General features: G+C 68.5%; 13 protein-coding genes. 2 read left to right on the forward strand and 11 right to left on the reverse strand.

Annotated elements, in window-relative coordinates; genetic code table 11:
* Positions 1 to 62 precede the first annotated feature (62 nt).
* Positions 63 to 461: a 3TM-type holin gene (locus tag BP38_RS0111245; RefSeq protein WP_051609268.1), complete on the reverse strand. Its 399-nt coding sequence runs from the start codon at positions 459 to 461 to the stop codon at positions 63 to 65.
* Between the two features lie 144 nt (positions 462 to 605).
* On the opposite strand from BP38_RS0111245, the gene BP38_RS0111250 reads away from it, so the two are divergent.
* Positions 606 to 1,979, forward strand: coding sequence for an MFS transporter (locus BP38_RS0111250; RefSeq protein WP_026987809.1), 1,374 nt, complete (start codon positions 606 to 608; stop codon positions 1,977 to 1,979).
* Here the strand turns inward: BP38_RS0111250 and BP38_RS20315 are convergent.
* Genes BP38_RS20315 through BP38_RS22845 form a run of 8 tightly spaced genes read right to left on the reverse strand, consistent with a single transcriptional unit; the run spans position 1,945 to position 10,393 of the window.
* Positions 1,945 to 2,541 carry a glycoside hydrolase family 108 protein gene (locus tag BP38_RS20315; protein WP_051609269.1) on the reverse strand — a complete coding sequence of 199 codons (597 nt, stop codon included), beginning with the start codon at positions 2,539 to 2,541 and terminating at the stop codon, positions 1,945 to 1,947. The genes BP38_RS0111250 and BP38_RS20315 overlap by 35 nt on opposite strands.
* On the reverse strand, positions 2,525 to 2,857 hold the full coding sequence (locus BP38_RS0111260; protein ID WP_026987810.1) for a hypothetical protein: 333 nt from the start codon (positions 2,855 to 2,857) through the stop codon (positions 2,525 to 2,527). The genes BP38_RS20315 and BP38_RS0111260 overlap by 17 nt, the downstream gene beginning before the upstream one ends.
* A 14-nt stretch (positions 2,858 to 2,871) precedes the next feature.
* Positions 2,872 to 3,723 (reverse strand): DUF2793 domain-containing protein, encoded by an 852-nt coding sequence (locus tag BP38_RS21815; protein WP_051609270.1) that lies wholly within the window; start codon positions 3,721 to 3,723, stop codon positions 2,872 to 2,874.
* The gene (locus BP38_RS0111270) at positions 3,720 to 6,116 is read right to left on the reverse strand and encodes a phage tail protein (protein ID WP_026987811.1); all 2,397 of its coding nucleotides are present in this window, start codon (positions 6,114 to 6,116) and stop codon (positions 3,720 to 3,722) included. The genes BP38_RS21815 and BP38_RS0111270 overlap by 4 nt, the downstream gene beginning before the upstream one ends.
* Positions 6,116 to 6,550 carry a C40 family peptidase gene (locus BP38_RS0111275; RefSeq protein ID WP_026987812.1) on the reverse strand — a complete coding sequence of 145 codons (435 nt, stop codon included), beginning with the start codon at positions 6,548 to 6,550 and terminating at the stop codon, positions 6,116 to 6,118. Before BP38_RS0111275 ends, BP38_RS0111270 begins: the two co-directional genes overlap by 1 nt.
* A 27-nt stretch (positions 6,551 to 6,577) precedes the next feature.
* Complete coding sequence (locus BP38_RS21820) at positions 6,578 to 9,442, reverse strand: phage/gene transfer agent baseplate hub protein (protein ID WP_155992380.1); 2,865 nt, start codon at positions 9,440 to 9,442, stop codon at positions 6,578 to 6,580.
* Positions 9,439 to 10,101 (reverse strand): DUF2460 domain-containing protein, encoded by a 663-nt coding sequence (locus BP38_RS0111290; RefSeq protein WP_026987813.1) that lies wholly within the window; start codon positions 10,099 to 10,101, stop codon positions 9,439 to 9,441. The genes BP38_RS21820 and BP38_RS0111290 overlap by 4 nt, the downstream gene beginning before the upstream one ends.
* Complete coding sequence (locus BP38_RS22845) at positions 10,094 to 10,393, reverse strand: hypothetical protein (RefSeq protein WP_162175155.1); 300 nt, start codon at positions 10,391 to 10,393, stop codon at positions 10,094 to 10,096. The genes BP38_RS0111290 and BP38_RS22845 overlap by 8 nt, the downstream gene beginning before the upstream one ends.
* A gap of 540 nt (positions 10,394 to 10,933) precedes the next feature.
* Here BP38_RS22845 and BP38_RS0111300 point away from each other — a divergent pair.
* The gene (locus BP38_RS0111300) at positions 10,934 to 11,449 is read left to right on the forward strand and encodes a hypothetical protein (protein ID WP_026987815.1); all 516 of its coding nucleotides are present in this window, start codon (positions 10,934 to 10,936) and stop codon (positions 11,447 to 11,449) included.
* A gap of 90 nt (positions 11,450 to 11,539) precedes the next feature.
* On the opposite strand, the gene BP38_RS22615 is transcribed toward BP38_RS0111300, so the two are convergent.
* Both BP38_RS22615 and BP38_RS22620 read right to left on the reverse strand, forming a co-directional pair.
* Entirely contained in the window at positions 11,540 to 11,965 is a 426-nt protein-coding gene (locus tag BP38_RS22615; protein WP_155992382.1) for a hypothetical protein, read from the reverse strand.
* A 22-nt stretch (positions 11,966 to 11,987) separates the two neighbouring features.
* Positions 11,988 to 12,740 carry a hypothetical protein gene (locus tag BP38_RS22620; protein WP_155992384.1) on the reverse strand — a complete coding sequence of 251 codons (753 nt, stop codon included), beginning with the start codon at positions 12,738 to 12,740 and terminating at the stop codon, positions 11,988 to 11,990.
* Positions 12,741 to 12,761 lie beyond the last annotated feature (21 nt).

Raw genomic sequence — 12,761 nt, forward strand, 5'->3', positions numbered from 1 at the left:
TAGTTAACGCTAAACAAAATTACGTTTCCAAGGAAATTCCTGCATAGGCTCCAAGCGGCCCACTACCCCTTCCAGGACTTCACCATCTTCTCGCCGCTGCGGCCGACGACGTAACCGCCGACGCCCAGCGTCAGCAGGTCCCAGAGGCGCTCGGGCAGCTCCAGGGTCAGGCCCAGGCCTAACAGGACCTGTAGGTAGGGCGCCAGCAGGTAGTTGTTGGCGATCACCGCGGCGATGACCAGCATCAGCAGCGGCCGCCAGGTGGCCGTCAGGGGATGTTCCGAGCGCGCCTCGGCCAGTACGATCTCGGCACCGGCGCGCTCGATCTCGCCGGCATGGGCCAGCAGGGCGGCGGTCAGTTCGCGTTCCGCCTCGTTCCGCGCCCCTTTGTCGGGCAGCACGCGGTCCAGCACCTGTCCGAAGACTGGCGCCAACGCCGCAATCAGGGCCGGAAAGGCCATCGTTCCCTCCTCCTCATCCCGTCTCAATATTCTTCATGCCAGGCCACGCCGGCCATCCTTGCCGAAGGCAGCAACAGCCTTGCGTCTTGATTCCGCCGCGCGCGCTGCCGACAATGCCGGGGTCGGCAAGCTGCAGGTCGAGCCATGTTTTCAGGACCGCTGAGCGACAGGCGCTACAGGCATCTCTTCGCCGCCCAGGTGATCGCCCTTCTGGGCACCGGCCTGACGACCGTGGCCCTGGCACTGCTCGCGGATGCCCTGGCCGGCGCGCAGGCCGGACAGGTGCTGGGCACCGCCCTGGCGATCAAGATGGTGGCCTATGTGGGCATCGCCCCGCTGGTCGGCGCCTACGCCACGCGCCTGCCGCGGCGCAGCCTGCTGGTCGGGCTCGACCTGCTGCGCGCCTCGGCTGTCGGTGTCCTGCCATTCGTCAGCGAGATCTGGCAGATTTACCTGCTGATCTTCCTGCTGAACGCCTGTTCCGCCGGGTTCACGCCGCTGTTCCAGGCCACCATTCCCGACATCCTCGAGACGGACAGCCACTATACGCGGGCCCTCTCCCTCTCGCGGCTGGCCTACGACCTGGAAAACCTGCTCAGTCCCCTGGCCGCCGCCTTGCTGCTGACGATGATGGGCTTCGACCTGCTGTTCCTGCTGAACGCCCTGGCTTTCCTGGCCTCGGCCCTGCTGGTCGTTTCGGTCGTGCTGCCCCGGGCCCAGGCGACGGACGCCCCGCAGAGCCTGCGCGACCGGCTCGGACACGGCCTGAGGATCTACCTGCGCACGCCCCGCCTGAAGGGACTGCTGGCCCTCAGCCTGGCAGTGGCCGCCGGCGGCGCCATGCAGATCGTGAACACCGTGGTCTACGTGCGCAGCGGCCTGGGCCTGGGGGAAATTTCGGTGGCGCTCGCCTTCGCCGCCGCCGGTGGCGGCTCCATGGTCGTGGCGCTCGGCCTGCCGCGCCTGCTCGACAAAGTGGCCCAGCGTCCACTCATGCTGGCGGGCGGCGGCCTCATGACTGCCAGCCTGTTCCTCGGCCTGCTCCAGCCCGCCTTCGGTCCCCTGCTACTTCTCTGGTTCCTGCTGGGCGCGGGCAGCTCCCTGGTCCTGACGCCCTCGGGGCGGCTGCTGAAACAGTCCTGTCGCGGGGCGGATCGCGCCGCCGTTTTCTCGGCCCAGTTCTCGCTCTCCCATGCCTGCTGGCTTGTGACCTATCCGCTGGCCGGATGGCTGGGCAGCCAGTACGGACTCTCGCTCGCCTTCCTTGTCCTCGGCCTACTCGCCTTGACCGGGACCCTTGCGGCCGCACGGCTCTGGCCGGATGGCGATCCTGTTGTGCTGGAACACGAACACCCGCCCCAGCATCACAGCCATCTGCACGTCCACGACGAACACCACCAGCATGAACACGAAGGCTGGGAAGGTCCGGAGCCCCATGCGCATCCGCACCGCCATGCGCCCGGCCGCCACCGCCATGCCTTCGTCATCGATACCCATCACGCGCACTGGCCCGTGTAATCACACCCTCCCGCACATCGATTGACGCCGCGCACAGCGCCAACGCGGCGCCGTGGGCGGCCAGGGTGCGACGCAGCCAACCGCGACCGTAACGCGCGAAGCCGGCCAGCCCGGCGTAATAGGCCGCCCGCTCGGCGCAGAGGTCGCGCAGCACCGCCGCCTCCTGGCCCCGATCCCTGGCGGCCGCCAGGGTCACCGGGCCGAAGAGCCCGTCCACGTCCACACCGCAAGCCTCCTGCAGCGTCCGCACCGTCACCTCGGGCGGGCAGTTCACGGCCATGTCAAAGACCAGCAGCGCCAGGGGCGGCGGCAGCCGGTCGCAGAACTGCGCCTGCCAGAAGTGCTCACGATAGAGCGCCGCCGCCGCGGCCTCGTCCAGCCGGCGGATGTCCGCGGCGTCCGCATCGGGATGAAGCCGGCGATAGAAGCGCAGGGAAATCCCCCAGCGGGTGGTGCCGCCGGGATCGACCGGATCGTCGGTGACCGCCCCGCCGCCCTCCCAGGCCAGGACGAAGGCGAGGGCCGATTCGAAGCCGTGGACGCCATCAAAGCCGGGTTGCATCAGCTGTCTCCTCTTCCCCTGTTGGCCGATGGGGTGTGGACCGATGGGGTGTGGACCGATGGGGTGCGGGGCGATAGGCGGACTCCCGCTCCAGGTAGCGCAGGCGCTCGTCGTGGTTCTCCAGCTGCCGGGTCACCTGCTCGCGCATCAGGCGCAGCTCGGTGCGCACCTCCACCAGGGTCTCCACCGATTGCCAGGCCACGCTGCCGGTGCCGACCAGGGCAGCCAGGATCAGCGCCCGCCAGAGGCCCATCCAAGCCCCGCGCAGGCCCATGAAGGTCGTATTCAGGCTGTCGGGTTTGTCGTACAGGCTCATCTCCTCCTCCCCTCTCATGAGATATCGGTGACCAGGCCGCCGGTGACCGTGACGGTCTTGCCGTCGGCGCTCTGGAAGCTCCCGCTGACCCCGGCCTGGCCGGCGCTGGCATAGCCGGCGGCGCTCACCGCACCCTGAAAGTCCGCGTCCCCCAGCGAGCTCACGCTGGCCACGCTCTGCGCCCCGGAATCGCGCACCTGGAAGCTGGCGCCACCGGCCTGGTCCTGCAGCTCGACGATCACGCGGTTGTCGGCCCCGGCGCGCCCGAAGAACAGGCGCGTCGCCCCGTCGGCGTCCTTCAGATAGCAATAGGTGCCATCAGCCGAGAGGCCGGCCGCACCGCCGCCCAGGGTCAGGAAGCCGCCCCCCGCGTGAATATTGTTGGCCGCGCTCAGATTTCCGCTCGTCCCCACATCGCCGGTGAAGGCCGCCCCGGCCAGCGGCGCATAGTCGGCCAGCGCGGCCGCCAGCCCCGTCGGCTGCACGGCGCTCTCAGCCAGCTGCCCCTGCCCCGGGCTGGCATGCGGCGCGCGCCAGTCCTGGCCGTCGAAGAAGAGGTGCCGGTCCTCGTCGGCGATCCAGGCCTTGAGGCCCGCCGGCGGATCGAGGAAGTCCCAACCGTCCAGCCAAAGCGCGATGCGCCCGGCCTGTCCAGCCCAATCCCCTTGCACCCCGGCCGGCAACAGCCAGGCCTGCATGGGCTCGGGTGCGGCCGGCGGCGCCGTCTCGGTGCGGCTGGCCAGCACACAGGCCAGCAGGGCGTCCAGGCGGTTCAGCGCCATATTGTGGAACAGCTCCTTCTGCGCCTGTCCGCTGAACAGATAGGGCAGTTCCAGCCTGGGGGTTTGTTCGTTTTCGCTGCTCACAGCTCCGCCTCCGTGGTTAGACCCCGGCCCACCACCGGGGAGATCTGGCAGACGCGCAGCCGCACCGCTGCGGGCAGGGTCCCGAAGTCGGCCAGTTGCTGCTCTGCCGTATAGGTGAAGGCTGGCGCCGGGCAGGTCTCCCGGCGCAGCACGGCCCCGCCCCCCAGCACGTCCCCGTCCAGGACCTCCAGCTCATAGGTCTCGGGCGCGTCCTCCAGCGCCGCGTCGAAGCCGTCGCGCCAACGCCGGTCCAGGCGGGCGCGGCGCACCCAGCTGACCGTCAGGTCGCCGTTGGCGGCCCGTGCTCCACGCAGGTGCACCGGCGCCCAGGGCTGCAGCGCCCGGCCTTCGCAGCTCCGCTCCATCACCTCCGCGTCCGCGTCGTCCCGCCCCCAGGTGACGGCGCGGTACCAGCGCGGCCGGCCCAGGTCGTTCACGTCCAGGGCGAAGCGCCCCAGCCCCGGCCCGTCCAGCAGCACCGCCGCTTCCTCGGCCTGGTGGCCGGCCACCGCGGCCTCGCTCCCCAGCCGCCCGCGCAGCAGGCGCGACAGGCGATAGCTTCCCGGTCCCAGCAGCTCGGCAGAGGCGAACTGCAGGATCTCGCCGCCCAGCCACAGCAGGTTGCGTCCCGCCGCCACCTGGTCTTCCGGCAGGCTGTCCAGTTCGCGCTCCGGGTCGTCCAGCTGCAAATCCACGGACGCCGCCCGGTCCCAGTGAGTGACCGGCCCGGGCGCCAGGGCCGTCAGGGCGCAGCCCGTGACCGCGGCCGTCTCACTCTCGGCCAGCTTGCGGAAGCTTTCGGGCTGCGGCTGGCCACCGCCCTCGATCAGCGCCCCCGGCCAGCGCAGATCCGGCGCCTCGGGCCCCAGCGCGAAATAGAACCCGGCGCCGGCGTCCTGGCTGCGCAGGGCCGGCAGGTCCAGCAGGATGAGCCGCGTCGGGCTGTTGCGCAGCGGCGCCCGGTTGCGCGCAGCCAGCGCCGGCACGCCAGGTGGGGCCGCGCTCTCCAGGGCGCTGCCCGGACCCGTGCGGTCGGCCACCAACTCGAGCGACAAGAGGCCGGGCGCAGCAAAGCGGCGTTCCGTGATGCGCCCCTGCAGGCGGCCGCCGTCCAGCTCCAGGCTGACCACGTCGCCGGGCCCCAGCCGGCAATAGGCCGGCGGCAAGGTAATCTCGTGGGTCACCCGCTGCTGCCAGGCCAGGGCCAGGCTGCGCTCGGCGATGGTGCGCGCCTCGTCGGCGGTCAGCAGCAGGGGCAGCTGCAGCTCCGTCTCGCTGCGCGACAGGGCGTCCCGCCGGCGCGCCTGCTGCACACCCGCCTGGTGGTCGCGCGCCACGTCGGCGTACTGCACCGCCAGCGCGCGTGGCAGGCTGTGGACATCGGCCCGCCGGCTGGCCAGCCGCGGCACCGGCGTGTCCTCCCCATGGCTCTCGGCCGCCCGCGCATCGGCATCGAAGGAGCCCAGGTCGTCCTCGGGAATGCACGTTTGCGCCGCCTGCGCCAGGGGCAGGAAGGTCAGCTGCCCGTCCTGTTCGCGCACGTCGAAGAAATAGGCACGCTGCAGCGGCTCGATGGCCTCGCGCGCTGACATGATGCGCGGGATGGCATAGCCGCGCAGCGGCTGCCCCTCCAGCGCCAGGGCCTGGACCGGCGCCACCCCGGCCCGGGCGCAGAGGTCGCTTAATGCATCCGACAGCCGCGTGCGCTCGGGCGGCAGCGCCACCTCGAAGGTGAAGTTGGGCAGGCGGTTGCCGAAGGGCCCCAGCTCCAGGCGCTCCAGCACCACATAGGCCAGGCCGCGATAGGCCGGCACCCGGCCCGCGCCCTCGACGCTCTCGATCACCGGGCTGAGGTCCTGCGCCGCGTCGCCGGGATAGAGCTGCAGCCCGGCGGCCAGGCCGTCCAGGTCCTGCCCCGCCTCCCACAGTAGGCGCCCGTCCGCCCAGATGCGCCTGAGCGCCCGAACCGGCCCCTGGCAGAGCCCCAGGGCCAGCGAAACGTCATAGCTGTAGGTCGTGGTGGTGGTCTTGCTGCTGGAGCTGCCCCCGCCCTTGCCGCCACCATGGGTTTCCGTGCGCGTGGACTTGCGCTCCGCCACCGGTCCCATCCAGATAACCGTGCCCGACAGGCGGCAGGCAGCGCCATAGACCAGCGGGATGGCGCTGCCGTACTCCGAGCCCGAGACCCGCAGCTCCGACAGCCGCGGGCCCTCCACCCGCTGGCGCGGCAGCGAGGCGCCGAACAGCACGTTGTCCACCGCAACCCCGGCCAGCCCGCCCACGGCCTGGCCGATGGCCGCACCACCCAGGGTCTGGCCGAACAGGCTGACCCCGGCCGGCAGCAGCGACTGACCCAGCGCGCCGCCGGCCACCGAGAACGCCAGTGTCGCCATCAGCCCTGCTCCCTTTCATGCGGCGCCGCCAGGCGATAGGCCGCCACCGCCGGCCCGGGCCAGCGGCCGTCATAGCCATGCTCGATCACCCGCCCGCTGGGCACATGGGCGTGCAGGATGCCCCGCTCCGTGACGATGGCCACATGGGTCGCCCGACCGCGGCAGGACAGGCGCAGCAGGTCCCCCGGCTTCGCCGCCTCCGGCGCGCAGGGGGCCAGCACCCGGGCCAGGCCGCGCGCCAACTCGTCCTCGTCGGGCCGGCGCGGATAGCCGGCCGCATCCTCGTAGGGCAGGCCCAGGGCCCGGGCCACGCCGATGGCCAGGCCGATGCAGTCCACGCCGGCACCCAGGCGCCGCCCGCCGTGACGGAAGGGCGTGCCCAGCCAGCGCCGCGCCTCGGCCACAACGGCTCGGCGCAGATCATCCTCTGTCATGGTCCCTGGTGTCAGGATCTCTGATCCTCAGGCGCGGCTGAGTTGGGTCACGGGGCGCAGCACGGCGTCGCTGCCGGGCAGGGCGGGCTCGCCGCGGAAGTTCACCAGGTTGTCGAAGCGCCGGCGGCAGGTCTCCGCCCGCTTGTCGCAGCCGGGCGTCAGGCGGATGCGGTCGCCGAGTTCCGGCGGCCGGCCCAGGGGCTCGAACAGCACCAGGCGCCCGCTGTCGGCGCGCAGCTCCTTCACCTCCAGGGACCGGCCGGCATGAGGGCCGTCCAGGAACTCCACCAGGCCGCCGCGATAGGCCTCAGTGTCCGCCGGCGCCTGATCCCAGGCCAGCACCTGGTCCTCGGCCAGTCCGCCCGGCCCGCCGGCGCCCAGGGCCGTCACCGCGCCCTCCAGCGCCAGCGCCGCCAGGTCCACGCCGCAGCGGGCATCGCCCAGGTCGGCGCGGCAGTGCGGCTGGTAGACCTCGCCCAGCGGCTGGTTCAGGCACTGGGCCGGCCCGCGTAACTCGGCGCGGAAGTGATGGTCCTGGGGCTGGATCTCGCCGATATGCCCCTCGGCCAGGACCAGCGGCGCCGTTCCCTCCCCCGATCCCTGGGAGTCCTGCCAGTCCACCTGCAGGATGCGCACCTCGGCCCCGTCATAGAGCCCGGCGCGCAGGTCCGCGGCAGCGATCTCGTCACTGTGGAAGCCGCCCCAGGCCTCCAGGCTGTCGCCGGTCAGCCGCCCGGTGGCGCGGATCTCGCTGGGCTCGAAGCTGACGGCCGGACGATAGCTCTCGCCGGCGATCACCAACTCCCGGTCGTGGGTGGTGAAGCCCTGCACCAGGCCGTCGCGCCGCTCCACCCGCCAGCAGAGCGCCAGGCGGGTCAGCGCCGCGCCCGCACCCGGCCAGCTGACCTCGGGATCGTAGACGAAGCCGTCGCGCACCACCTGCTCGCGCGACCAGACGAAGACCCGGGCCGGCCCGCGCGCCAGGGCCTCGGCCAGGGCCCGGTCGATTTCGCGCCAGCGCCAGGCCTCCTCGCCCAGCAGGACGAAGCCCGCGAAGTAGTGAAGGGCCGACAGGGGATAGCCCAGCACCTCCTGCGCGATGCGCCAGGTCTCGGCCATGCGCTCGAAATCGCCCGCCACCACCCAGTCGTAGTCCTCGACCTGCAGGACGTCATAGGCCGGCCAGGCCCAGGCCGCCGCCGGGAAGTTCAGGCGCGTCAGGATCTCGCTGTCGGGGCGGAAGACCTGCGGCGTGAAGAGCAGCAGCGCCACCTGCACCGCCGGATAGGCCGCCCGCGCCCGGTCGCGCAGCGCGTCGGTGGCCGCGCCCAGCCGCCCGCGGCACCAGTCCAGGTAGGGCCCGTGCACCCCCGCCGGACCCTCCACCCGCTGCAGCCAGGGCGTGGGCGCATAGAGCCCGGTCTCGGCATGATAGGCGTTCAGCGTGAAGGCGTCATAGATGTGCGGCACTTGGGCGCCGAAGCTGCCGTCCCACCACCAGGGCTCGCCGATCTGCAGGCAGGGCTCCAGACCGGCGCCCTCCGCCAGGCCCAGCGCCGCCTCGGCCACGCCGCCCAGCCAGTCCAGCGCAGCATCATTGCAGGGCGAGATCAGCGAGGAGGGCGGCTGCCAGCCGGTCAGCGCCATCCGCCCCGCATGGTCCTTCTGCGCCCAGTCGGCCGGCATGAAGTCGGCCAGGATCTCGAAGCTGAGCGACAGCCACAGGCGGAAGCCTGCCGCCTGCAGCCGCGCGCAGAGATCGGCCAGCCAGGCCGCCGCCGGCGCGTTCAGCGGTGCCTGCGCCGGATCCACCAGATAGCGCCCGGCGCTCTCGTCCCAGGCCAGGTTGTGGAAGTGCGAGATGCCCAGGTAGAGCACCCAGTCGTCGCGGTAGCCCAGCTGAACCGCCTGCGCCACCACCCGCGCCGGCGTCAGGTGATAGGCATTGTCGTAGCCGTCGGCCATGGCCAGGCCGTGCGGCGCGCAGCCCTGGTCGTTGATCGCCAGCAATGCGCCCGGCCCCTCACAGACCAGTTCCTCCAGATGCACCTCCACCGTCTCGGCCTGGGGCAGGCGCTGCTGCGTCTCGACCGTCACCCGCACTTCCTGCCCCGTGGCCATGCTGTCGGTCAGCACCGCCGCCGGCTCGAAGCTGACCGTCTGCTGCGGGCCGCTTGTGGTGCTGGTGACGATATATTCCTCCGGTCCCGGTGCACGCTGCGCCGGAAACACCAGGCGGTCGCCCGGCGAGATGGCCAGGCCGCTGGGCACCGACAGGCTCACCTGGCTGTCTCCGCTGGCGAGTGGTGCCGCCAGGGTGGTGCGCCCAGCCATGTAGCTCTTGGGTGGCAGGGTCAGCAGGACACGGCGGATGTCGTCCACCGGCACCCACGCCGCCCGCAAGGCCTCCGGCTCGTCTTCCGACGGCGGACTGAAGCCGCTGGTGAGAGCCTCGTCGAAGACTACCTCGATCACCTGGTCGTAAGGGTCGTCGTCCGGCGCGTTGGGATTGGGCAGGACGCGGTGGTTCCAGAGGCGCAGGTGGTGGGTCGGCCCGCCATGGGTCTCCAGCGCCAGGGCCGGCCCGTTGAAGGCGTCCAGGCCCAGGGACTCCGGGTTGGCGCGATAGCGGAAGCGCAGGGTGCAGCCGCGATTGCTGGGCTGCGCCTCGTAACGGTGCAGCAGGTGCCCGGCCCTGTCCTCGCTCGCCCAGTGCGCGCCGGCCAAGTCCAGGTTGCGGCGATAGACGGCGCGGAAGACCAGGCTGTCGCCGCCTTCGCTCACCAACGAGGCCGAGGTCAGCAGGTTGAAGTCCGTCTGCCAGTAGTCCGGCGCAAAGCGCATGATCTGGCCGTTCCGCTCGGCCGCTGGCAGGCTCATCAGATAGCTCATGACAGGATCACCTCCACCAGCGGCACCTCGGCAATCTCGTGTCCGCCCGGCGCCAGCCAGGCGATGTCCAGCCGGTCGCTGTCGAAGCGCACCGGCACGTCGAACAGGAATCCGGCGCGCAGCTCCGCGCCCTCGGCCGGCGCGCTGTCGAAGACCAGCTCGGCGGCCAGGCGATCCACGCTCCAGCCGCCGGTCACCTCCGCCCCGTCCACTTCCACGCCATCCAGGGCCACGCGCAGGCTGTCGGCCAGCGGCAGGGTGATGCGCCTCAGGTAGCTGCCCGCCCCGACGCCGTAGCGCTTGACCAGCGGGAAGCGCCGCCGCACCCCGTCGCCGTGGCCCAGCAGTTGGTCCGTGGGCTGCACCGCCTGGGCGGCCGGGCAGGACTTGTAGTCGGCCCAGTCGCGCAGGGGGAAGGCGCGCGCCCGGCCCCGGCGGGCGTAGAAGAAGTCCAGCAGCAGGTCGCGGTCGGGGGCCGAGCGCACCCCGCGCGCCGCATTGAAGCGCAAACGCGCCGCCGCCCGGTTCTGGTTGCGCTGCTCGCGGCCCGAGGCGGTCTCCACGATGGCGGTGCTGAACTCCGGCCCGCCCTGGGATCCGCGGGCCAGGGCCAGCGGGAAGGCCACGTCGTCAAATCCTTCCAAGGTCGCTTCAGGCATCGCGCCGTCCCTTCTCGACAATGCGGGCCAGCTGCACCGCCGCCTGGCTGGCGGCCTGGCGCACCCGGCGCGGATCGCCGCCGGTGCCCTGGATGTTGATGGTGATCTGCGGGGCCGCCGCCTCCTGCTTCGAGCCGTTCGGCAGGATGCGCCCGCCGCTGTCGGGACGGAAGATCTCGGGTCCGCGCTCGCCCACCAGGTAGGCGCGGCCCGGCCGCACCGGCCCGCCATTTGCGCGCGCGCCGCCGAAGGGCAGCAGGTTGCCCAGCAGGCCTCCCAGCTGGTTCGTCACGCCCTGGCCCAGCTGCTCCAACGGCCCGTCCAGCACCCGGCGCAGGGTCATGCGCTGCAGGTCGCCGACCAGGCCGCGCAGCACCTCGGACAGCTTGCCGCCCTCCAGCGCCGCGCCCTCGAAGGCGCGGGCGAAGGCCGTGCCCAGGTCATCGGCGGCCGCGTCCAGGCCGCGCGCCGCCTCGCGGCTCTGCAGCAGGCCCCGGCGCAGCTCCGCCAGCGCCTTCGGGTCGGGCAGGCCGGCGGGCGACGCCTCCAGCCCCCTCCTTGCAAGGCCTTGCCCAGCTCGGCTTCGGTCTCGCGGCGCAGGGCCTGCAGTTGCCGGCGATAGTTCGCCAGGTCCACCTCCAGGCGCAGCGGCGGCGCCTCACGGCGCCCGTCATGACCATAGGGCGACGACAGCTCGGCCATGCCCGACCTCCTCTTCGAGTGGGTGAGTCACGGAATCTTCCCATTTTTGTTTCAGGGTTCCCGCGTTGCCTTGCCGGCCCCGCAGGTCTAGGCTTCAAGCTTTGACGCGGCTTTCCAGGGAAACAGACGCATGGCCCGCTTCCTGCTTTATATCTTCTGTCTCGCCCAACTGGTGATCGCCGTCCTGCCGCTGGCGCGGGTGGTCGTCTTCCAGGGCCTGTCCGGAGAGATCTTCGGCACCTCCGAGGGCGCCGCAACGCTGGTGATGAACATGCCCGTGGTGGCCAGCGGCTTCTGGCTGATCGGCTGGCTCAGCCTGGCTCTGCTGTCCTACAGCTTCGCCCGCCTGCTGGCCCAGCAGGCCCGGATGATGAAAAGCCTGGAGAACCTGCCCGCCCGCGAGGCCCCGGCCCGGGAAACCGCCCCGCGCGAAGGCCGCGCCCGCGAGGAAGCGGTCCCGGAAGAGCCCAGACGCGAACGCAGGGCCCACCGCGAACCGCCGCTCACCGACGCGCCGCCGCTGAAGGACGAAGAGACGGAAGAACCGCGCAGCCGCCGCCTGCGCAACGAGAAGCCAGCCCGACAGGACAAACAGCGCCGCGAACCCGTGCTCGGCACACCGGGGTCAGCCAGCGACGAGCGGTAGCTCTAATTGAGAAGAGAAATCTTTGGGTAGTGATATTTTATCAGCTATTTCCCTGTATATTCGGTGTGTTCTTGAACACAGGCATTATGTTCATTCCGAATTTGATCCCCGGTTCATCTTCGTCACCCGATCCTGAACACGGTTATCGTCACAAAAGTCTTCATTTTTTGCATGTGACCAATAACTGGACACACTGCCCTTCTCATTTTTAAGCCAATTACCGATATTATCTAATTCATAATCGGTAAACCCTGCATCAAAGCTCCTATCTATATGTTGTTCGCACTCTTCTATGCCCAGACCACCGTCTCCTGGTATGGAATCGCTTATTCTATCCCAACCTTCCCATGCACGTAGAGAGACGAAACAACGCGAAGCTTGCTGAACCTCAAATTCAACTGAACTACAATTATAATCACTTTCTTTTAAAATAATAAATATTAATGAAATAGCTATTGGTATCGTAATGAACCAAAATGATAATAAAAACCTAATTAATTTTGATATACTTTCCATTATAGATAATCAGTTCCATAAATTATAATTTCCCTACTCTGTATTCAACTTTATTTCCATCCTGATCCTGTCCCTCGCCCACTGATCCTTTACCAGGACCGAGCGCTGTAAACCCTCCTGAAGCAGAATTACCGTCGTTGCAAGCCACTGACCAACTCCCCTCGGCCTTATTTGCGAAGGCATATGAGCCTGTACATTTAACATTATCATCCATGTCTATTTTAATATCCCCTGTTTTCTTATTATTTATTTCTATTTCACCAATCATATTTCCATATTTATTATCCCAATAAATTGCCATTTTCCTAATATCACCAGATTTATCATCCGATTTTACCGAAAAGTCTCCACTATTAGAAAATTTTTTCTGGGTAGAGGCATTGGATTGTTTGGTAGTACGACCAGCAGAATCTTGTTCGCTGATGTCCCCTTCCCAAACCACTCTATGATTGATGCCGTAGGTGTAGCAGGGGACACCATTTGAGGCCTTTTCGCATCGGTTGATAGCTTTCTGCGCTGTAACGACTCCCGAACAACCATCATACACGGATGGGCAACCATACCCACCGTAGGTTTCCCCGTCTTCGGAAACAGCAAAGTATCCTGTCTGATAAGAACTTCTGTAGCTTTGGTAAGCGCTCTGAACGTCCGAACTAAGTGTAATATCCCCTTGTCCAACCTTATCCGCGTTCTGCAACTGACAGGAGGAGAGAATGATGGAAGAAATAGTTACTACTGGAATATAAATAACTGCTTTTGATAGATTTCCACTCATAACCACCCCCCATGACATACT

The sequence above is a fragment of the Fodinicurvata fenggangensis DSM 21160 genome, assembly GCF_000686045.1.
Taxonomy (GTDB): domain Bacteria; phylum Pseudomonadota; class Alphaproteobacteria; order Kiloniellales; family DSM-21159; genus Fodinicurvata; species Fodinicurvata fenggangensis.

Coding starts and splice junctions, on each gene's coding strand:
- BP38_RS0111245 (WP_051609268.1), bottom strand. CDS start 461: ATGGCCTTTCCGGCCCTGATTGCGGCGTTGGCGCCAGTCTTCGGACAG.
- BP38_RS0111250 (WP_026987809.1), top strand. CDS start 606: ATGTTTTCAGGACCGCTGAGCGACAGGCGCTACAGGCATCTCTTCGCC.
- BP38_RS20315 (WP_051609269.1), bottom strand. CDS start 2,541: ATGCAACCCGGCTTTGATGGCGTCCACGGCTTCGAATCGGCCCTCGCC.
- BP38_RS0111260 (WP_026987810.1), bottom strand. CDS start 2,857: ATGAGCCTGTACGACAAACCCGACAGCCTGAATACGACCTTCATGGGC.
- BP38_RS0111270 (WP_026987811.1), bottom strand. CDS start 6,116: ATGGCGACACTGGCGTTCTCGGTGGCCGGCGGCGCGCTGGGTCAGTCG.
- BP38_RS0111275 (WP_026987812.1), bottom strand. CDS start 6,550: ATGACAGAGGATGATCTGCGCCGAGCCGTTGTGGCCGAGGCGCGGCGC.
- BP38_RS21820 (WP_155992380.1), bottom strand. CDS start 9,442: ATGAGCTATCTGATGAGCCTGCCAGCGGCCGAGCGGAACGGCCAGATC.
- BP38_RS0111290 (WP_026987813.1), bottom strand. CDS start 10,101: ATGCCTGAAGCGACCTTGGAAGGATTTGACGACGTGGCCTTCCCGCTG.
- BP38_RS0111300 (WP_026987815.1), top strand. CDS start 10,934: ATGGCCCGCTTCCTGCTTTATATCTTCTGTCTCGCCCAACTGGTGATC.
- BP38_RS22615 (WP_155992382.1), bottom strand. CDS start 11,965: ATGGAAAGTATATCAAAATTAATTAGGTTTTTATTATCATTTTGGTTC.
- BP38_RS22620 (WP_155992384.1), bottom strand. CDS start 12,740: ATGAGTGGAAATCTATCAAAAGCAGTTATTTATATTCCAGTAGTAACT.